At 73.0% G+C, this 19130-nt stretch carries 19 protein-coding genes; 15 read left to right on the forward strand and 4 right to left on the reverse strand.

The annotated features are described in order from the left end of the window. The first annotated feature begins 333 nt into the window (after positions 1-333). From fmt to ACWC91_RS07035, 8 genes are all read left to right on the forward strand, one after another. Entirely contained in the window at positions 334-1266 is a 933-nt protein-coding gene (gene fmt / locus ACWC91_RS07000; RefSeq protein ID WP_376503677.1) for a methionyl-tRNA formyltransferase, read from the forward strand. A gap of 82 nt (positions 1267-1348) precedes the next feature. Then, entirely contained in the window at positions 1349-2764 is a 1416-nt protein-coding gene (locus ACWC91_RS07005; protein ID WP_225076262.1) for an RsmB/NOP family class I SAM-dependent RNA methyltransferase, read from the forward strand. A gap of 191 nt (positions 2765-2955) precedes the next feature. After that, positions 2956-3642: a ribulose-phosphate 3-epimerase gene (rpe, locus tag ACWC91_RS07010; protein WP_281156462.1), complete on the forward strand. Its 687-nt coding sequence runs from the start codon at positions 2956-2958 to the stop codon at positions 3640-3642. A 79-nt stretch (positions 3643-3721) separates the two neighbouring features. Beyond that, positions 3722-4765, forward strand: coding sequence for a sugar-binding transcriptional regulator (locus ACWC91_RS07015; RefSeq protein WP_225076264.1), 1044 nt, complete (start codon positions 3722-3724; stop codon positions 4763-4765). A 37-nt stretch (positions 4766-4802) separates the two neighbouring features. After that, on the forward strand, positions 4803-5204 hold the full coding sequence (locus ACWC91_RS07020) for a ribonuclease domain-containing protein (protein ID WP_388476598.1): 402 nt from the start codon (positions 4803-4805) through the stop codon (positions 5202-5204). Further along, positions 5201-5530: a barstar family protein gene (locus ACWC91_RS07025; RefSeq protein WP_225076266.1), complete on the forward strand. Its 330-nt coding sequence runs from the start codon at positions 5201-5203 to the stop codon at positions 5528-5530. Before ACWC91_RS07020 ends, ACWC91_RS07025 begins: the two co-directional genes overlap by 4 nt. Positions 5531-5662: 132 nt before the next feature. Beyond that, a complete protein-coding gene (locus ACWC91_RS07030; protein WP_225076267.1) occupies positions 5663-7105 on the forward strand; it encodes a GuaB1 family IMP dehydrogenase-related protein in 1443 nt (480 codons plus the stop codon). A gap of 31 nt (positions 7106-7136) precedes the next feature. Next, positions 7137-7589, forward strand: a complete 453-nt coding sequence (locus tag ACWC91_RS07035) for an Lrp/AsnC family transcriptional regulator (RefSeq protein ID WP_141362818.1) — start codon at positions 7137-7139, stop codon at positions 7587-7589. Between the two features lie 7 nt (positions 7590-7596). On the opposite strand, the gene ACWC91_RS07040 is transcribed toward ACWC91_RS07035, so the two are convergent. Beyond that, on the reverse strand, positions 7597-8055 hold the full coding sequence (locus ACWC91_RS07040; RefSeq protein WP_225076268.1) for a hypothetical protein: 459 nt from the start codon (positions 8053-8055) through the stop codon (positions 7597-7599). Positions 8056-8066: 11 nt separating this feature from the next. Further along, the gene (locus ACWC91_RS07045) at positions 8067-8807 is read right to left on the reverse strand and encodes a GntR family transcriptional regulator (RefSeq protein WP_281156464.1); all 741 of its coding nucleotides are present in this window, start codon (positions 8805-8807) and stop codon (positions 8067-8069) included. Between the two features lie 211 nt (positions 8808-9018). On the opposite strand from ACWC91_RS07045, the gene ACWC91_RS07050 reads away from it, so the two are divergent. The 7 genes from ACWC91_RS07050 to ACWC91_RS07080 all read left to right on the forward strand — a co-directional run bounded on the left by ACWC91_RS07050 (position 9019) and on the right by ACWC91_RS07080 (position 17297). Then, positions 9019-10176, forward strand: coding sequence for an ABC transporter substrate-binding protein (locus tag ACWC91_RS07050; protein WP_225076270.1), 1158 nt, complete (start codon positions 9019-9021; stop codon positions 10174-10176). Continuing rightward, the gene (locus ACWC91_RS07055) at positions 10173-11069 is read left to right on the forward strand and encodes an ABC transporter permease (RefSeq protein ID WP_225076271.1); all 897 of its coding nucleotides are present in this window, start codon (positions 10173-10175) and stop codon (positions 11067-11069) included. Before ACWC91_RS07050 ends, ACWC91_RS07055 begins: the two co-directional genes overlap by 4 nt. Then, complete coding sequence (locus tag ACWC91_RS07060) at positions 11057-11872, forward strand: ABC transporter permease (RefSeq protein WP_141362828.1); 816 nt, start codon at positions 11057-11059, stop codon at positions 11870-11872. The genes ACWC91_RS07055 and ACWC91_RS07060 overlap by 13 nt, the downstream gene beginning before the upstream one ends. 3 nt (positions 11873-11875) lie before the next feature. Next, on the forward strand, positions 11876-12958 hold the full coding sequence (locus tag ACWC91_RS07065; RefSeq protein WP_450641955.1) for an ABC transporter ATP-binding protein: 1083 nt from the start codon (positions 11876-11878) through the stop codon (positions 12956-12958). A 112-nt stretch (positions 12959-13070) separates the two neighbouring features. Further along, positions 13071-14510 (forward strand): HAD-IA family hydrolase, encoded by a 1440-nt coding sequence (locus tag ACWC91_RS07070; protein ID WP_450641973.1) that lies wholly within the window; start codon positions 13071-13073, stop codon positions 14508-14510. Between the two features lie 226 nt (positions 14511-14736). Then, entirely contained in the window at positions 14737-15525 is a 789-nt protein-coding gene (locus tag ACWC91_RS07075) for a carbon-nitrogen hydrolase family protein (protein ID WP_225076274.1), read from the forward strand. A 59-nt stretch (positions 15526-15584) separates the two neighbouring features. Further along, entirely contained in the window at positions 15585-17297 is a 1713-nt protein-coding gene (locus tag ACWC91_RS07080; protein WP_450641957.1) for a flavin monoamine oxidase family protein, read from the forward strand. 16 nt (positions 17298-17313) lie between these two features. On the opposite strand, the gene ACWC91_RS07085 is transcribed toward ACWC91_RS07080, so the two are convergent. Together ACWC91_RS07085 and ACWC91_RS07090 are read right to left on the reverse strand one after the other, a co-directional pair. Then, positions 17314-18243: an LLM class F420-dependent oxidoreductase gene (locus tag ACWC91_RS07085; RefSeq protein ID WP_225076276.1), complete on the reverse strand. Its 930-nt coding sequence runs from the start codon at positions 18241-18243 to the stop codon at positions 17314-17316. Positions 18244-18335: 92 nt separating this feature from the next. Beyond that, positions 18336-19001, reverse strand: a complete 666-nt coding sequence (locus tag ACWC91_RS07090) for a DUF5995 family protein (protein ID WP_225076277.1) — start codon at positions 18999-19001, stop codon at positions 18336-18338. Positions 19002-19130: the final 129 nt, after the last annotated feature.

Consider the following 19130-nt stretch of genomic DNA (forward strand, 5'->3'; position numbering starts at 1 on the left):
CGTGGCCTGCTGCCTGCTGCCTGCTGCCTGCTGCCTGCTGCCTGCCGCGTGCCGCGTGCCGCCCCCGCTCCGTGGCCTGCTGCCTGCCGCCTGCTGCCTGCCGCCTCCGGCTCCATGGCTCGCTGCCCGGCGTGCCGCTCGTCGCCCTCTCCGTCACTTGCTGCCCAGTCACCAGTCACTTGGCCCTGTCACCTGTGTTGCCCGGCCCCGTCATCTGCCGCCCGGCCCGACGCCCGCGGCCTCGTCGCGCCCGTCAGCCACGGCTTTTCGCCCGTGGTCATAGACTGGTGCGCTGCCCGCCGTCCAACCCGCCCGAGAGGCCCAAGCCACCCCATGAAGCTCGTCTTCGCCGGTACCCCCGAGGTCGCCGTTCCCGCTCTGGACGCCCTGCTCGCCTCCGGGCGGCACGAGGTGGCCGCCGTCGTCACCCGGCCCGACGCGCCGGCCGGGCGCGGGCGCAGGCTGGTCGCGAGCCCGGTCGCCGAGCGGGCGGAGGAGGCCGGGATCGAGGTGCTCAAGCCCCTCAAGCCGCGCGACCCGGAGTTCCTGGAGCGGCTGAAGGAGATCGCCCCGGACTGCTGCCCGGTCGTCGCCTACGGTGCCCTGCTGCCCAGGGCGGCCCTCGACATCCCCGCCCGCGGCTGGGTCAACCTGCACTTCTCCCTGCTGCCCGCCTGGCGCGGCGCCGCCCCCGCGCAGCACTCCCTCATGGCCGGGGACGAGATCACCGGCGCGTCCACCTTCCTCATCGAGGAAGGGCTCGACTCCGGCCCGGTCTACGGCACCGTCACCGAGCGGATCCGGCCCACCGACACCAGCGGCGACCTGCTCACCCGGCTCGCCCTCGCCGGGGCCGGACTGCTCGCCGCGACCATGGACGGCATCGAGGACGGCACCCTGGCGGCCGTGCCGCAGCCGGCCGAGGGCGTCACCCTCGCCCCCAAGATCACCGTCGAGGACGCCCGGGTCGACTGGACGGCGCCCGCCCTGCGCGTGGACCGCGTGGTACGCGGCTGCACCCCGGCGCCCGGCGCCTGGACCACGTTCCGCGGTGAGCGGCTCAAGCTGATCCAGGCCGCCCCGGCGCCGCAGCGCACCGACCTCGCGCCGGGCGCGCTCGCCGTCGGCAAGAACGACGTCCACGTCGGCACCGGTTCGTACGCCGTCGAGCTGCTGTGGGTGCAGGCGCAGGGCAAGAAGCCGATGCGGGCGGCGGACTGGGCGCGCGGAGCGCGCATCGCCGAGGGCGAGACGCTCGGCGGCTGACCGGGCGGCCCGGACCTGGACGTAGGCTGGGTGCACCGCGCGTACGAGCGCGGCGCACCCAGACAACCGGAGCACCTTTTTCGTGAGCGACACCCGTCGGCCCCGCAAGCCCGCCAAGCCCTACCGCCGACCCCAGAAGGACCCCGTCCGCATCCTCGCCTTCGAGGCGCTGCGCGCCGTGGACGAGCGGGACGCCTACGCCAACCTGGTCCTGCCCCCGCTGCTGCGCAAGGCACGCGAGAAGGGCGACTTCGACGGCCGGGACGCGGCGCTCGCCACCGAGCTGGTGTACGGAACGCTGCGCCGCCAGGGAACGTACGACGCGATCCTCGCGGACTGTGTCGACCGCCCGCTGCGGGAGGTCGACCCGGCCGTCCTGGACGTGCTGACCCTCGGCGCCCACCAGCTGCTCGGGACGCGCATCCCCAGCCACGCCGCCGTGTCCGCCACCGTCGAGCTCGCCCGGGTCGTCCTCGGCGACGGGCGGGCCAAGTTCGTCAACGCCGTGCTGCGCAAGGTCGCGCAGAACGACCTCGACGGATGGCTGGAGAAGGTCGCCCCGCCCTACGACGAGGACCCCGAGGACCACCTCGCCGTCGTCCACTCCCACCCCCGCTGGGTCGTCTCCGCCCTGTGGGACTCCCTCGGCGGCGGGCGCGCCGGGATCGAGGACCTGCTGGAGGCCGACAACGAGCGGCCGGAGGTGACCCTGGTCGCCCGGCCCGGACGGGCCGGCACCGAGGAGCTGCTGCGCGAGGAGGCCGCGGTGCCGGGCCGCTGGTCGCCGTACGCCGTACGGCTGACCGAGGGCGGCGAACCGGGCGCCGTGGACGCCGTACGGGAGGGCCGGGCCGGCGTCCAGGACGAGGGCAGCCAGCTCGTCGCGCTCGCCCTGGCGAACGCGCCCCTCGACGGCCCCGACCGGAAGTGGCTCGACGGATGCGCGGGCCCCGGCGGCAAGGCGGCCCTGCTGGCCGCGCTCGCCGCCGAGCGCGGAGCCGTCCTGCTCGCCTCCGAGAAGCAGCCCCACCGCGCCGGGCTGGTGGCGAAGGCGCTGGCCGGCAACCCCGGTCCGTACCAGGTGATCGCCGCCGACGGCACGCGTCCCCCCTGGCGGCCGGGCAGCTTCGACCGTGTCCTCGTCGACGTCCCCTGCACCGGGCTCGGCGCCCTGCGCAGGCGCCCCGAGGCCCGGTGGCGGCGCCGTCCGGAGGACCTGGACGGCTTCGCCCCGCTCCAGCGCGGCCTGCTGCGCACGGCCCTGGAGTCGGTGCGCGTCGGCGGCGTGGTCGGCTACGCGACCTGCTCCCCCCACCTCGCCGAGACCCGCGCCGTGGTCTCCGACGTGCTCAAGCAGTTCCCCGAGGCCGAACTGATCGACGCCCGCCCGCTGCTGCCTGGCGTCGGGATCCTCGGCGACGGCCCCGACGTACAGCTGTGGCCGCATCTGCACGGGACCGACGCGATGTACCTGGCCCTGATCCGCCGCACCGGCTGACCGGCCCCTTCCCGGGTCCGGCCCGCGCCGTCCCGCGAAGCGTCCGTGGAGCGGGCCGGCGGGTGCGGCCCCGCCCGCACCCGCACACGGCGGCCCCGCCCGCGCGCCATGACCGCCGGCTTCCCCCGGTACCAGGCCTCCAGCCGGGTGCCGGGGGGAGCCGGCGGGCCCGGGCATGGCACGCTTGGGTCATGGCCGTGCAGATCAACCCCAGCATCCTGTCCGCCGACTTCGCGCGTCTCGCCGAGGAGGCGAAGGCGGTCGAAGGGGCCGACTGGCTCCACGTCGACGTCATGGACAACCACTTCGTCCCGAACCTCACGCTCGGCGTGCCCGTCGTGGAGTCCCTGGCCCGGGCGACGGACACCCCGCTGGACTGCCACCTGATGATCGAGCAGCCCGACCGCTGGGCGCCGCAGTACGTCGAGGCGGGTGCCTCCTCCGTGACCTTCCACGTCGAGGCGGCCGCCGCCCCCGTCCGGCTGGCCCGCGAGATCCGCGCCAAGGGCGCCCGGGCCTCGATGGCCCTCAAGCCCGCCACCCCCATCGAGCCGTACGAGGACCTGCTCCCCGAGCTCGACATGCTCCTGATCATGACGGTGGAGCCGGGCTTCGGCGGCCAGGCCTTCCTCGACATCATGCTGCCCAAGATCCGCCGCACCCGGGAGCTGATCGGCAAGCACGGCCTCCAGCTGTGGCTCCAGGTCGACGGAGGGGTGTCCGCCTCGACGATCGAGCGGTGCGCGGAGGCGGGCGCGGACGTGTTCGTCGCCGGCTCGGCGGTCTACGGCGCGCAGGACCCCGCCGAAGCGGTGCGAGCCCTGCGCGGTCAGGCGGAAACGGCCACCACCAAGGCGTCCTGGGCGTGCGGCCACTGAACAACGGCTAAGTGAACGGCTCCCCAGCAGGGCTGATCAAGCGCGCCGGATCTGCAAGGATGAACGGTGAATCCAGAATGTGAACAGCAGTGAGGAGATCGCCGTGTCGGGTATGTCGGCGGGCCGGTCAGCCATGCGGATGGGACCCGCTGAGCTGGTGCAGGCGGCGGCCATGGCCCGCCGTTTCTACCTCGAGGGCAAATCGAAGATCCAGATCGCCGAGGAGTTCGGCGTCAGCCGCTTCAAGGTGGCCCGGGTCCTGGAGACCGCTCTCGAACGGGATCTCGTGCGCATCGAGATCCGCGTGCCGGCCGAGCTGGACGCCGAGCGCTCCGACGCGCTCCGCGCCCGCTACGGCCTCAGGCACGCCGTCGTGGTCGAGTCCCCGGCCGAGGCAGAGGAGACGCCCGACCCCGAGAACCTCGGCGAAGTAGCCGCCGATCTGCTCGGCGAGCTCGTCGACGAGGGAGACGTGCTGGGTCTGGCCTGGGGTCGCTCCACCATCCACATGGCGGCGGCCCTGAACCGGCTGCCACCCTGCACGGTGGTGCAGCTGACGGGGGTGTACGACGCCGGGACCTCCGAGCGCGGCTCGGTGGAGGCCGTGCGCCGCGCCGCCCAGGTCTCGGGGGGCGACGCCCACCCCATCTACGCGCCGATGCTGCTGCCGGACGCGGCCACCGCTGCGGCGCTGCGGCACCAGACCGGGATCGCGCGCGCCTTCGAGTACTTCGACAAGGTCACGGTCGCCTGCGTGTCCATCGGTTCCTGGGAACCGGGCATCTCGACGGTGCACGACATGCTCAGCGACGAGGAGCGGGCCCACTACGCCTCGCTCGGCGTCGCCGCCGAGATGGCCGCGCACCTGTTCGACGCCGAGGGCCGCCGGATCGGACGGGACCTGGGGGAGCGGTGCATCACGGTCAAGGCCGACCAGCTGCGCCGCATCCCCGAGGTCGTCGCGATCGCGGGCGGGCAGCGCAAGGCGGCGGCGATCGACGCGGTGCTGCGGTCCGGCCTGGTCACCAGCCTGGTCACGGACACCTCGGCCGCGGACTACCTGATGACGGCGGGGCCCGCCCCCAGGCCGGCTCTCAACAGGGCGGACCCGGACGGCCCCTGACGAGTCCGCGCGGGACGGCCGTGGGAGCATCGACGCCATGCTGCTGCGGTTCGTCCCCCGTGTGCTCGCGGGGCTCCTCGTCACGCTCGCCGTCCTTCTGACGGGCTGCTCGCCCTCCGGGCCGGGCGGTTCCGACCCCTCAGCCCCGTCGTGGGCCCACGGGATGGCCACGATCAGCCAGTCCCGGCTGCCGGCCGAGGCCCGGCAGACCCTGGCCCTCGTCGACAAGGGCGGCCCCTACCCCTACCGGCAGGACAACACCGTGTTCGGCAATTTCGAGGGACGGCTGCCCAAGGAGCCGCGCGGCTACTACCACGAGTACACGGTGCGGACCCCGGGGTCGCGCGACCGCGGGGCCAGGCGCATCGTCGCCGGCCGGGGCGGGGAGTTCTACTACACGGATGATCACTACAACACGTTCCGGGCGGTGCTGAGATGAGCGGAGACCTGGCGGGCCGGGTCGTGGTCACGCTGGACCTCGACGGTGTCACGGACAAGGCGGGGCTGATGGACCGCGCCGCCCGTGCCCTCGAACTGCCCGGCTGGTTCGGACGGAACTGGGACGCGCTGGCCGACAGCCTCGGCGACGAGACCCTCTGGCCGGCGGAGGCCGTGGAGCGCGGGATGCTGATCGTGGTACGGGGCTGGCAGGCGTACGCGCAGGCCAGGCCGGAGGAGTGGGAGATCGCCGAGGAGGTCTTCGCCGCCTCGGTGGCCGGCCGGCCGGCCCTGGACGTCGCCCTCGCGCTTGGAGGTTCCTCCTAGGGGGCGGGCGGTCGGTCTGGACGTTCCGTCCGGGCATGGCACGGCCCGCGCCATGGGAGAATGAAGTACGTGCTCTTTCCCCCTGACGGACCTGTCCGGGGGTCACCTCTGATCGACTGGGATGTGCGGCACGTGCGTTTCCTCAATGACATCCAGCCCGCGTACGACCTGACGTACGACGACGTCTTCATGGTGCCGAGCCGCAGCGCGGTCGGTTCGCGTCAGGGCGTGGACCTCGGCTCCCCGGACGGCACGGGCACCACCATCCCGCTCGTCGTCGCCAACATGACCGCCATCGCCGGGCGCCGCATGGCCGAGACCGTGGCCCGCCGCGGCGGACTGGTGGTCATTCCGCAGGACATCCCGAACGACGTCGTCACCGACGTGATCTCCTGGGTCAAGAGCCGCCATCTGGTCCTGGACACCCCGATCGTGCTCGCCCCGCACCAGACCGTCGCCGACGCCCTGGCCCTGCTGCCCAAGCGCGCGCACAACGCCGGCGTGGTCGTCGACGAGCAGCACCGGCCGGTCGGCGTGGTCACCGACCGGGACCTGACCGGTGTCGACCGCTTCACCCAGCTCGAAGTGGTCATGAGCAAGGATCTGCTCCTGCTGGACGCGGACATCGACCCGCGCGAGGCCTTCAACACCCTGGACGCGGCCAACCGCCGCTACGCGCCCGCCGTGGACAAGGACGGCAGGCTCGCCGGCATCCTCACCCGCAAGGGCGCCCTGCGCGCCACGCTGTACACCCCGGCCACCGACGCCCGGGGCAAGCTGCGCATCGCCGCCGCCGTGGGCATCAACGGCGACGTGGCCGGCAAGGCCGAGCAGCTGCTCGACGCGGGCGTCGACACCCTCGTCATCGACACCGCGCACGGCCACCAGGAGTCGATGATCAACGCCGTCAAGCTGGTGCGGGACCTCGACCCGCGGGTGCCGGTCGTCGCCGGCAACATCGTCTCCGCCGAGGGCGTCAAGGACCTCATCGAGGCGGGCGCCGACATCGTCAAGGTCGGTGTGGGACCGGGCGCCATGTGCACCACCCGCATGATGACCGGCGTGGGCCGCCCGCAGTTCTCCGCGGTCCTGGAGTGCGCGGCCGAGGCGAAGAAGTACGGCAAGCACGTGTGGGCCGACGGCGGTGTCCGCCACCCGCGCGACGTGGCGATGGCACTCGCGGCCGGCGCGTCCAACGTGATGATCGGCTCCTGGTTCGCGGGCACCTACGAGTCGCCCGGCGACCTCCAGCACGACGCCAACGGCCGCCCCTACAAGGAGTCGTTCGGCATGGCCTCCGCGCGCGCGGTGCGCAACCGCACCTCCGAGGAGTCCGCGTACGACCGCGCCCGCAAGGCGCTGTTCGAGGAGGGCATCTCGACCTCCCGGATGTTCCTCGACCCGGCCATGCCGGGCGTCGAGGACCTGATCGACTCGATCATCGCGGGCGTCCGCTCCTCGTGCACCTACGCCGGGGCCGGCTCACTGGAGGAGTTCGCCGACAAGGCCGTCGTCGGCATTCAGAGCGCGGCAGGCTACGCCGAGGGCAAGCCGCTGCACGCCAGCTGGAACTGAGCCGCCGAGTCCGAGAAGTGATCCACCGACAGTGCTGAACGATCTCGACGAACGCATCGTGCACGCCCTCGCCGAGGACGCCCGCCGCTCCTACGCGGACATCGGGCAGCTGGTCGGCCTGTCCGCGCCCGCCGTGAAGCGGCGCGTGGACCGGCTGCGCGCCACCGGGGCCATCACCGGTTTCACCGTCCGGGTCGACCCGGCGGCACTCGGCTGGGAGACCGAGGGGTTCGTCGAGATCTACTGCCGGCGCCACACCTCGCCGGAGACGATCCAGCGCGGCCTCGAGCGCTACCAGGAGGTCGTGTCCGCCTCCACCGTCACCGGTGAGGCGGACGCGATCGTCCAGGTCTTCGCCGCCGACATGCGGCACTTCGAGCGGGTCCTGGAGCGGATCGCCGGCGAGCCGTTCGTGGAACGGACGAAGTCCGTGCTGGTGCTCTCGCCCCTGCTGCGCCGCTTCTCCTCCGGCGCGCCGGGCTGATCCGCCGTCAGGCGGACCGGCGGCCGACCGCCGACAGCAGGCGCCGCATGCCCGTCGCATGCCCGCCCGTGGCGATCACCAGCCGCCGGTAGAGGCGGCCGGCCGGTCCGGGGAAGGCGGCCCGGGTCTCGGCGCGCAGCCGCGAACGCCCGGGACCGGCCGGTTCGAGGCGGAACGTCAGCGCGTACGACGAGAAGCGATGGCGTCCGGTGAGCACCAGCTCCCGGCCCGTCTCGGCGGCGACCACCCGGAACCCGGGGAGAGCCGAGCCCTCCGCGAGGGGACGCGGTCCGGACGCCGCACGGTCGGCGCATCCGACCAGCCGGGCGTAACGGGCCGCGCCGGGACCGCAGAACGCTTCCTCCAGCGCGGCGCCGAGCCCGCGCCACACGGCGCCGGTGTCCGCCGCGACGACGGTCGTGTGCTCGTCGACGTACGGCAGCGCGGTGATTCCGGCGACATCCATGAAGGCCCCCTTCAGCCGGCCGTCTTGCGTGCCAGGGCGTTGTTCCCTATCGAATTGTGCACGCTGAAGCTCACCGCGTCCGGACGGTAGCGGTCGTCCGACCACTCCACGGGGCGCCCCTCGCGGGTCGTCGTCACCCGGCGGACCCGCAGCAGCGGGCTCGTGCGGCGGATGCCGAGCAGTTCGGCGTCCTGGGCGCCCGCCGCGACCGCGTCGATGAGGTGTTCGCCATAGGCGAAGACCAGGCCGGTGTCCTCGTAGAGCCGCTGGGTGACGGACGCGCAGCCGGGCTCGATCGCCTCGACGGCGGGGGCGACCCAGTCGGCGTACACGGTCCGCTCCACCAGGACCGGCTCGCCGTCCAGTCCGCGTACCCGCAGAACGTGCAACACCGCTGTGCCCTCGTCCAGTTGCAGCCGGACGGCGTCCTCCTGGGTCGCCGGGCGGTACTCCTGGGCCACCACGCGCCCCGTCGCGTCCCGCCCCATGGCGCGTGCCCACTGGGCGAAGCTGCGCAGTTCGGCGAAGCTCTGGCTGCGGCGGCTGGCCAGCACGACCCGGCGGGCGCCCTGCCGGGAGCCGATCAGCCCCTCGGCGGTGAGGGACGCGACGGCCTGGCGGACCGTACCGCGTGCGACGCCGTACTGGGCGGCCAGGGCCGTCTCGGTCGGCAGCCGGCTGCCGACCGTGTACTCCTCGCGGTCGATGGCACGCCGCAGGGCGTCGGCGATCTCCTCGTGTCGTGCCGTCATGCTTCCCCTCTGAGTCGACAGCTGTGCACAGCGTTGGCAGCCTAATCGAGTTTCAGCGTCGATCCGGCCGGACGGAACTGTGCAGGCGAAGGGCCTTGAAGGTTTCGCCAGCGTTCACGTTCAGGACATCATCGACGGGCGTACTGAGGTCAACTTGTTCAGACAAGTTCTCCGCTCTGCCTCACCCCTCGTGCGCACCCCTGGAGAGACCGTGACCGTGTCCTTGCCGAGAACAGCCCTCCTGGGCGGCTCCCTCGCAGTCGTCGCCGCGCTCGCCCTGAGCGCCTGCGGCGCCGCCCCCGACAAGGCGTCGGCCACCGCCGACGGCAAGAGCGCCGCCACCGCCACCTCCGCCGCCGACTTCGGCGGGATGGACGCGCTGGTCGCGGCGGCCAAGAAGGAGGGCAAGCTGCACGCCATCGCGCTGCCCCGCGACTGGGCCAACTACGGCGCCCTGATCGACGGCTTCGAGAAGAAGTACGGCATCAAGATCGAGGTCGAGAACCCGGACGGCTCCAGCCAGGACGAGATCAACGCCGTCACCTCCCGCAAGGGCCAGGACCGGGCCCCGGACGTACTGGACCTCGGCAGCTCCTTCGCACTCAGCGCCGCCGAGCAGGGCCTGCTCGCCGGGTACGAGGTGGCCGCGTTCGACGACATCCCCGCCGGCCAGAAGGACCCGCAGGCCCGCTGGTACAACGACTACGGCGGCTACGTCTCCATCGGCTGCGACGCCAAGCGGGTCAAGGAGTGCCCGACCACCTTCAAGGACCTGCTCAAGCCGGAGTACAAGGGGCAGGTCGCCCTCAACGGCAACCCGACCAAGGCCGGCGCGGCCTTCGGCGGCGTCTACGCGGCCGCCCTCGCCGCCGGCGGCTCCTTCGACGACATCCAGCCCGGCATCGACTTCTTCGCCAAGCTGAAGAAGAACGGCAACTTCACCCCCGTCGAGTCCACCCCCGCCACCGTCGAGCAGGGCGAGACGCCGATCAGCATCGACTGGGACTACCTCAACGCCGGGTACGCCGACGAGTTCAAGTCCAAGGGCGTGGACTGGAAGGTGGCCGTCCCCGCCGACGGCCGGTACGCCCAGTACTACTCCCAGGCCATCAACAAGGACGCCCCGCACCCGGCCGCCGCGCGGCTGTGGCAGGAGTACCTCTACAGCGCCGAGGGCCAGAACCTGTGGCTCAAGGGCTACGCCCGCCCGGCCCTGATGCCCGCCATGGAGAAGGCCGGCACCCTCGACCAGGACGCCGCCGCCAGGCTGCCGGAGGTCGACGGCACACCCGCCTTCCCGTCCGAGGCCCAGCAGAGCAAGGCCAAGGACGTCCTCGCGCAGGGCTGGGGGAAGGCCGTCTCCGGATGACCACCGCCCTCACGCGGGCGGACGTGGCGCCCGCCGCTTCGGTGAAGCGGCGGCGCCGCGCCCCGGGATGGCTCGCCGTCGTCCCCCTGCTCGCCTTCACCGCACTCGCCTTCGGGCTGCCCGCCCTGGCGATGCTGAACGGCGCGTTCACCGTCCAGGACCCGGCGACGGGCGCCGAGTCCCACACCACGGACAACCTGACGACCTCCCTGCACGGCGCCTACCTGACCGCCCTGCTCGGCAGCGTCAAGCTGTCCGCCGTCGCCGCCGGGCTCGCGGCCCTGCTCGGACTGCCGCTCGCGCAGGCGGTCGTGACCTCCCGCTCCCGGGTGCTGCGCGAGGCCGTGCTCACCGCCTCCGGAGTGCTCGCCAACTTCGGCGGCGTCCCGCTGGCGTTCGCCTTCGTCGCCACCCTCGGCAACGCCGGTGTGCTGACCCGGCACCTGGGCCTGACCGAGAAGGGCTGGGACCTGTACAGCTTCTGGGGCCTGGTGATCGTCTACCTGTACTTCCTGATCCCGCTGATGGTGCTCACCATCACCCCCGCGCTGGACGGCCTGCGCTCCCAGTGGCGGGAGGCGGCGCGGAACAACGGCGCCACGGCCGTGCAGTACTGGCGGCACGTCGCCCTGCCCGTCCTCGCGCCGTCCCTGCTCGGCGGGCTGGTCCTGCTCTTCGGCAGCGCCTTCGCCGCCTACGCCACCGCCGCCGCCATGGTCGGCAGCTCGGTGCCGCTGGTCACCCTGCAGATCGCCGACGCCCTCTCCGGCAACGTGCTGGTCGGCCAGGAGCACGTGGCCCTCGCCCTCAGCCTCGACATGGTCCTGGTGGCGGGCCTGGTCATGGCCGTGTACCTGCCCCTGCAACGCCGGAGCGCCCGATGGCTCGCCTGAACCCATGGCGGTGGGCCGTCCTCGGTCTCGCCGCGCTGTACTTTCTGATCCCGCTGGCCGCGTCCGTGGTGTTCACGGTCGACGTGCCGGGCCGTGGCGTCACCTTCGACGCCTACACGCGGATCGTCTCCACCGAGGGCTTCGTCCCCAGCCTGCTGCTGTCGCTGCAACTGGCCGCCGCGACCATCGCCGTCGTGCTGCTGCTGATGGTCCCCGCCATGGTCGCGCTCCGGCTCGGCGCGCCCCGGCTGCGGCCCGTCGTCGAAGTGGTGTGCCTGCTGCCGCTGGTCGTGCCGCCGATCGCGTACGTCGCGGGGATCGCGACCGTGCTGAAGTGGGGACCCGAGCACCTGTCCCGCACCCCGCTGTTCCAGACGTTCGTGGCCCTGCAGGATCCGGACTTCCCCGTCGTGCTCGTCCTCGCCTACGTCGTGCTGGCGCTGCCCTTCGTGTACCGGGCCCTGGACTCCGGGCTCCGCGCGATCGACGTGCGGACCCTCGTCGAGGCCGCCCGCAGCTGTGGCGCCTCCTGGCCGCAGGCACTGATCCGGTCCGTGCTGCCCAATCTGCGCGGGGCGCTGCTGAACGCCGCCTTCCTCACCCTGGCGCTGGTCCTCGGCGAGTTCACCGTGGCCCAGCTGCTGGGCTTCCGGCCCTTCGCCGTGTGGATCTTCAGCATCGGCGGCTCGCAGGCTCAGATGTCCGTCGCCGTCTCCGTGCTCAGTCTCCTCGTGACCTGGGCACTGCTTCTCGCGCTCGCCGGTGCCGGCGGACGCACCCGAACCGCTTCGTCCCGGGGATGAACCATGACCGCCACCACCCTTGAGAAGGCCGCCACGACGCAGGCCGCCACCATCGAATTCCGTGGGCTGCGCCGGGAGTTCGGCGCCACGGTCGCCCTCGGCGGACTCGACCTGACCGTGCGGCCGGGGGAGTTCCTGGCGCTGCTCGGGCCCTCCGGCTGCGGCAAGACCACCGCGCTGCGCATGCTCGCCGGCTTCGAACACCCCGACTCCGGTGAGGTGCTGGTGGACGGCGCCGACGTCACCCGGGTCCCGGCCCATCGCCGCGACGCCGGGATGGTCTTCCAGTCGTACAGTCTCTTCCCGCACCTGAGCGCCCGCGACAACGTCGCCTTCGGACTGCGGATGCGCAAGGTGCGGACGGCCGAACGCCGGTCCCGTGCAGCCGAGTTGCTGGAGCTGGTCGGCCTCGCCGACAAGGGCGACCGATTCCCGCACCAGCTCTCCGGCGGTCAGCAGCAGCGGATCGCGCTGGCCCGCGCGCTCGCCCTGCGACCCCGGGTCCTGCTCCTCGACGAGCCGCTGTCGGCCCTCGACGCCAAGGTCCGGCTGACCCTGCGCGAGGAGATCCGCAGGCTCCAGCAGGAGCTCGGCATCACCACCCTGTTCGTGACGCACGACCAGGAGGAGGCCCTGTCGATCGCCGACCGGGTCGCCGTGATGCGCGTCGGGCGGCTCGAACAGTGCGCGCCTCCGGCCGAGTTGTACGGCCGCCCCGCGACCGCCTTCGTCGCCGAGTTCGTCGGCACGATGAGCCGGATCCCGGGCCGGCTGTCCGACGGCGGCGTCGAGGTGCTCGGACAGCGGCTGCCGGCCGACGGCCCGGTGCCCGCCGCGAGCGAGGTGGACGTGCTCGTGCGGCCCGAGGCCGTCCAGGTGCGGGCGACCGAGGACGGCGGCGCGCGGGTGGTCGCCACCGCCTTCCTCGGCGCGACCGTCCGGATCACCGTCCGGCTGGCGGACGCCACCGAGGTGAAGGCCGACCTGCCCGCGCACGAAGCCGCCGGGCTCGCGGCAGGCACCGCCGTGAGCGTGTCGCTGCCCGAGCGGCCCGTCCTCGTGGCAGAACGCCCGAAGAGGTCGTGAGGCGCCGGCCGTGAGCCGCCAGTCCTGAAGAACCGGTCCCGAAGAACCCGCTGTGAAAGAGAATCACGTGACCCCCCACCCCCGGCTCCCCCTCCAGGCCGTCCTCTTCGACATGGACGGCACGCTCGTCGACACCGAGCGGCTGTGGTGGGAGGCGGTGGAACACGTCGCCGGCAGACCCCTGACCGAGGCGGACCAGCCCGAGGTGCTCGGCCGCCCCGTCGAGCACACGGCGGGCTGGCTGGCCGCGACCTCCGGCGCACCGGCCGCGGACGTGGCCCGGGAACTGCACCGGGAGTTCACCGGCCGTGTCCGTACCGGCACCGTGCCCCGCCCCGGCGCCCTCGACCTGCTCGACGCCCTCGCCCGGGAGGGCGTACCCACCGCCCTGGTGACCGCGTCGCCCCGCGCCGTCGCCGACATCGTGCTCGACGTCCTCGGCCCCGGGCGCCTGACGGTCTCCGTCACCGCCGACGACACCGACCGCACCAAGCCCGCCCCCGACCCCTACCTCGCCGCCTGCCGCGCCCTGGGTGTCGACCCCGCCGCCTGCGTGGCCGTCGAGGACACGCAGACCGGCGTCAGCTCCGCCGAGGCGGCCGGGTGCGCGGTGCTCGCCGTGCCGTCGCTCGCCCCCATCGACGCGGCACCCGGACGCAGGCTGCGCGAGAGCCTGACCGGGGTCACCTCCGGGGAACTGTCCGCCATGGTGAGCGGCGAACTGCGGGTGATGAGCTGGAACCTCTGGCTCGGCGGGAGCAAGGTCGACGACCACCGGGCCAAGCAGGTCGAGGCGATCCTGGAGTGCGGTGCGGACGTCGTGGGCCTGCAGGAGACCGGGGGCACCGCGGCTCAGGAGCTCGCCGGGGAACTCGGCTGGTACCACCACCGGGCGGGCGAGAACCTCGGCGTCATCAGCCGCCACCCGATCACCGCGCGCCTCGGCGACCCGGACGTCGGCTTCTACGGCGCCGCCGGGGTCCGTATCGGGCTCGCGCCGGGCCGCGAGGTCGACGTCTGGACGGCCCACCTGCACTACACGCCCTACGGCCCGTACGAGTCGGCCTACGACGGGCTCGCGGCGGACCTGCTGATCACCCACGAGGAGGTGCGGCTTGCGCAGATGCGGGAAGCCCTGCGCCGGATCGACGAGGAGGGCGACCCCTCCGTACCGGTCGTCCTGGTCGGCGACTTCAACTGTCCCTCCCACCTGGACCGGCGAGACGTCGCCTGGCCGGTGACGATGGCGGCCGAGGAGGCGGGCCTGCGCGACTCCTACCGCGAGGCGCGTCCGGACCCGGCCGCCGACCCCGGGCACACCTGGTCACCGATCCACCCGGTGCACGAGGACGGCAGCGGGCGGCCCGAGCCGCAGGACCGCATCGACTACGTGCTGCACCGGGGGCTGCGGGTCCTCGACTCCTGGACGTACGTCAGGGGCACCCCGCGTCCCTGGCCGGAGGTCGCCGGCAACGACTGGCCCTCGGACCACGCGGCGGTGGTGACCGCCTTCCGCGTGCCAGGGGGCCACCGGGGCCGGCCCGGCGCGTAGCGAGCGCCCGGGCGGTCGGCCCGCAGCCGCCGCGGAGCCCGCGGGGCGGCTGCGGACCTGTGCTGAGACCCCGTCTCCCGCGGCGGCGCAACGAATCGCCGCCCATCCCCGGTTGTACGCAACGATTCGCTCACCGGCGCGCAACGGCTCCGGCTTGTCCGCCCGAGACGGCCGAACGTACGGTCTAACCGACCCCCGAACCCCCCCGTACCGGTGAGGAACACCCATGCGCACCGCCCTGCTCCAGAGCTCCGGCCATCCCGGCTCCGTCGTCGAGAACCTCAAGGTCCTCGACGACGCCGCCGGCCGGGCCGCCGCCGCGGGAGCCGGGCTGCTGGCGACGTCGGAGCTGTTCCTGACCGGGTACGCGATCGGCGACGACATCGGCCGCCTGGCCGAGCCCGCCGACGGCGACCGGGCGGACGCGGTCGCGGAGCTGGCCCGCCGGCACGGGCTGGCCGTCGCCTACGGCTACCCGGAGCGGGACGGCGAGACGGTCTACAACTCCGTGCAGCTGATCTCCGCAGACGGCACCCGCCTCGCCAACTACCGCAAGACCCATCTGTTCGGCGACTTCGAGCACGACCAGTTCACGCCGGGCGAGCAGCCGGTCGTCCAGGCGGAGCTGAACGGACTGACCGTCGGTCTGATCATCTGCTACGACGTGGAGTTCCCGGAGAACGTGCGCGCCCACGCGCTGGCCGGCACCGACCTCCTCGTCGTCCCGACGGCGCTCATGCACCCGTTCCAGTTCGTCGCCGAGTCCCTGGTCCCGGTGCGCGCCTTCGAGAACCAGATGTACGTCGCCTACGTCAACCGGGTCGGTGCGGAAGGCGAGTTCGAGTTCGTCGGGCTCTCCACCCTGGCCGGCCCCGACGGGGTGGCCCGCACCCGCGCCGGCCGGTCCGAGGAACTGGTCCTCGCGGACGCCGACCCCGCCGCCCTCGCCGCCTCCCGCGAGGCCAACCCGTATCTGGAAGGCCGCCGCCCCGGCCTCTACGGGTCCCTCGTCTGACCCCCGGACCTTCCCTCTCTCCCCACCCCCGGTTCTTTCGCGCAAGGAGTCCGCACCCCATGACGTCCACGGTGCCCAACGCCGTCGAGCACGCCGACGAGCAGCAGCCGCCGATCACCATGTTCGGCCCGGACTTCCCGTACGCGTACGACGACTTCCTTGCCCACCCGGCGGGCCTCGGCCAGGTCCCCGCGACCGAGCACGGCACCGAGGTCGCGATCATCGGCGGCGGACTGTCCGGCATCATCGCCGCCTACGAGCTGATGAAGATGGGCCTCAAGCCCGTCGTCTACGAGGCCGACCGGATCGGCGGCCGGCTGCGCACCGTCGGCTTCGAGGGCTGCGACGAGTCGCTGACCGCCGAGATGGGCGCCATGCGCTTCCCGCCGTCCTCCACCGCCCTCCAGCACTACATCGACCTGGTGGGCCTCGAGACCCGTCCGTTCCCCAACCCCCTGGCCGAGGCGACCCCGTCGACCGTCGTCGACCTCAAGGGCGAGTCGCACTACGCCGAGACCATCGACGACCTGCCACAGGTCTACCGGGACGTGGCGGAGGCCTGGAACAGGTGCCTGGAGGAGGGCGCCGACTTCTCCGACATGAACCGCGCCCTGCGCGAGCGCGACGTGCCGCGCATCCGCGAGATCTGGTCCCGGCTGGTCGAGAAGCTCGACAACCAGACCTTCTACGGCTTCCTGTGCGAGTCCGAGGCCTTCAAGTCCTTCCGGCACCGCGAGATCTTCGGCCAGGTCGGCTTCGGCACCGGAGGCTGGGACACCGACTTCCCCAACTCCATCCTGGAGATCCTGCGCGTCGTCTACACCGAGGCCGACGACCACCACCGCGGCATCGTGGGCGGCTCGCAGCAACTGCCGCTCAGGCTCTGGGAGCGCGAGCCGGAGAAGATCCTGCACTGGCCCTACGGCACGTCGCTGAAGTCCCTGCACATGGACGGCGAACCGCGCCCCGCCGTGACCCGGCTGCACCGCACCGCGAACAACCGGATCACGGTGACGGACGCGAACGGCGACATCCGCACCTACAAGGCGGCCGTCTTCACCGCCCAGTCCTGGATGCTGCTGTCCAAGGTCCGGTGCGACGACGCGCTCTTCCCGATCGACCACTGGACCGCGATCGAGCGCACCCACTACATGGAGTCCAGCAAGCTCTTCGTGCCCGTCGACCGGCCGTTCTGGCGGGACAGGGCCGTCGACGACAAGGGCGAGCCGACCGGCCGGGACGTGATGTCGATGACGCTCACCGACCGCATGACCCGCGGCACCTACCTGCTCGACGACGGCCCGGACAGGCCCGCCGTCATCTGCCTCTCGTACACCTGGTGCGACGACAGCCTGAAGTGGCTGCCGCTGTCCGCGAACGAGCGGATGGAGGTCATGCTGAAGTCGCTGTCGGAGATCTATCCGAACGTCGACATCCGCAAGCACATCATCGGCAGCCCGGCGACCGTCTCCTGGGAGAACGAGCCCTACTTCATGGGCGCGTTCAAGGCCAACCTGCCCGGCCACTACCGCTACCAGCGGCGCCTGTTCACCCACTTCATGCAGGACCGGCTGCCCGAGGACAAGCGGGGCGTCTTCCTCGCCGGCGACGACATCTCCTGGACGGCCGGGTGGGCCGAGGGCGCCGTGCAGACCGCGCTGAACGCGGTCTGGGGCGTCATGCACCACCTAGGCGGCGGCACCGACCCGGCCAACCCCGGCCCCGGCGACGTCTACGACGAGATCGCTCCGGTCGAACTCCCGGAGGACTGACCGGAGCCCAGGGCGGTCACACCCCGGCCGCCCGCGCCTTCTCGAACACCTCCGCGGCGACGTCCTTGAGTTCCTCGGCGTCCCGCAGCCGGCCCTGCACGTCGATCAGGATCTCCTCCAGGCCGATCGCCGCGTACGCGAGGAGGTCCTCGACGATCTGGCCGGCGTCGCCCTGGAAGGGCCGGCGGCCGGCGCCCTCGTACGCCTTGGCCGAGTACGCCGCGTTCACCCGCAGCACCGTCCGGATCGGCTGCTGCCGGCCACGCTCGGCGGCCAGGTCCCGCACCGCGTCCCACTGGCTCGCGACCTGCTCGGCGCCCATGGCCACCGGCAGCCAGCCGTCGGCGTGCTCGACGAGCCGCTCCCGGGCCTTGCGGGTGCTCGCGGCCAGCAGGATCGGGATCGGCCGGGCCGGCTTGGGGCCCACCACGGCCGACTCGATCTTCGTGATACGGCCGTCGTAGCGCACCGGGTCGGGCCCCCACACGGCCCGGCAGACGTCGATCACCTCGTCCAGCACCCGGCCGCGCTCCTTGATCGGCCGGATGCCCGCCGCCGCGTACTCGTCCAGGGACCAGCCCGTGCCGAAGCCGGCGAGCACCCGGCCGCCGCTGGCCGCGTCCAGGGAGGCGAGGGACCTGGCGAGCTGGAACGGCACGTGCAGCGGCGCGACCAGCACGCTGCTGCCCAGCTGGACCCGCTCGGTGGCCGCCGCGGCCAGGGTGAGCGTGACCAGCGGGTCGGCCACGTGCCGGTACGAGTCGGGCCAGGGCATGCCCTCGATGCCGTACAGGCCCTGCGTGGCGGGCTCCGGGAACAGGGCCCGCTCGTACACCCAGACGCTGTCGTAGCCGATGCGCTCCACGGCGCGTGCCACGTCGGGCACGTCCCTGCCGTGGTCGTACTGCCGGTTCTGCGGAAGACCGATTCCCAGACGGGTCGCCATGACGGTGCGCTCCTTCGTGATCGTCCGTGTTCCACGGCCAACGTACAGTGATCACGGGGGAGTTCCGGGAAGGTGCGGGGCGGATGTCCGGATCAGTCCGGCAGCGGCGTGAGCATCATGCGGCAGTCGAAGCCGACCGCGGCGTCCAGCCGCCGGCCGAACTCCTCGGCCACGTCGGGCAGTCGGCGCAGTGCCCACAGCGTCCGCGCGGCCGACCAGCTCGCCTCCCGGGCCCGCTCCAGGTCCCACGAGCCGAGCAGGTGGGTGAGCGGATCGGTGATGTGGAGCAGTTCGGGACCGGGCACCAGGTCCTCGCGGACACGCTCCTCCAACGACAGGAGGAAGTCGCCCAGGCGGTCGAACTCGCCCTCCAGCTCGGCCGGTTCGCACCGCGCAGCCCGGCAGGCATCCACCACGGCGAGGGCCAGGTCGTGACCGATGTGCGCGTGGACGCCCGCCAGCGCGAACTGCGCCGGCCGCACCCCGGGGTGCCGCCGGAACTGGAACAGAGGCCGCCAGCAGGCGGGCGGCCGCCGTCCTTCGGCGGCAGCGTCCACGGCGGCGAGGTACCGCCCGGCGAACGGCGCGTCCAGCGTGGTCGCGGGCCATCGTCCGGCCGCCTCGGCGGCGGCGAGGTACACACGCTGGAAGACCGCGACCCCGTCGCGCTCGGGCAGCCCGGCGGCCAGGTGGCGCATCCTGCCGGCCAGCGCGTCCACTGTGTCCGGGCCATGGGTGAGTTGTGCCGATTGCCCCATGGGGGCAGCGTCCCAGGCCCGGGACGCCCCGGGCGCCGACGGGCCCGGCGCTTCCCCGGAACGGGGGAACGCGCCCGCCGGCGAACGGGGCGGAGGGGGCCTGTGGGGCAGGCGGGGCGGAGGGGCCTG

It is taken from the genome of Streptomyces sp. NPDC001204, assembly GCF_053598035.1.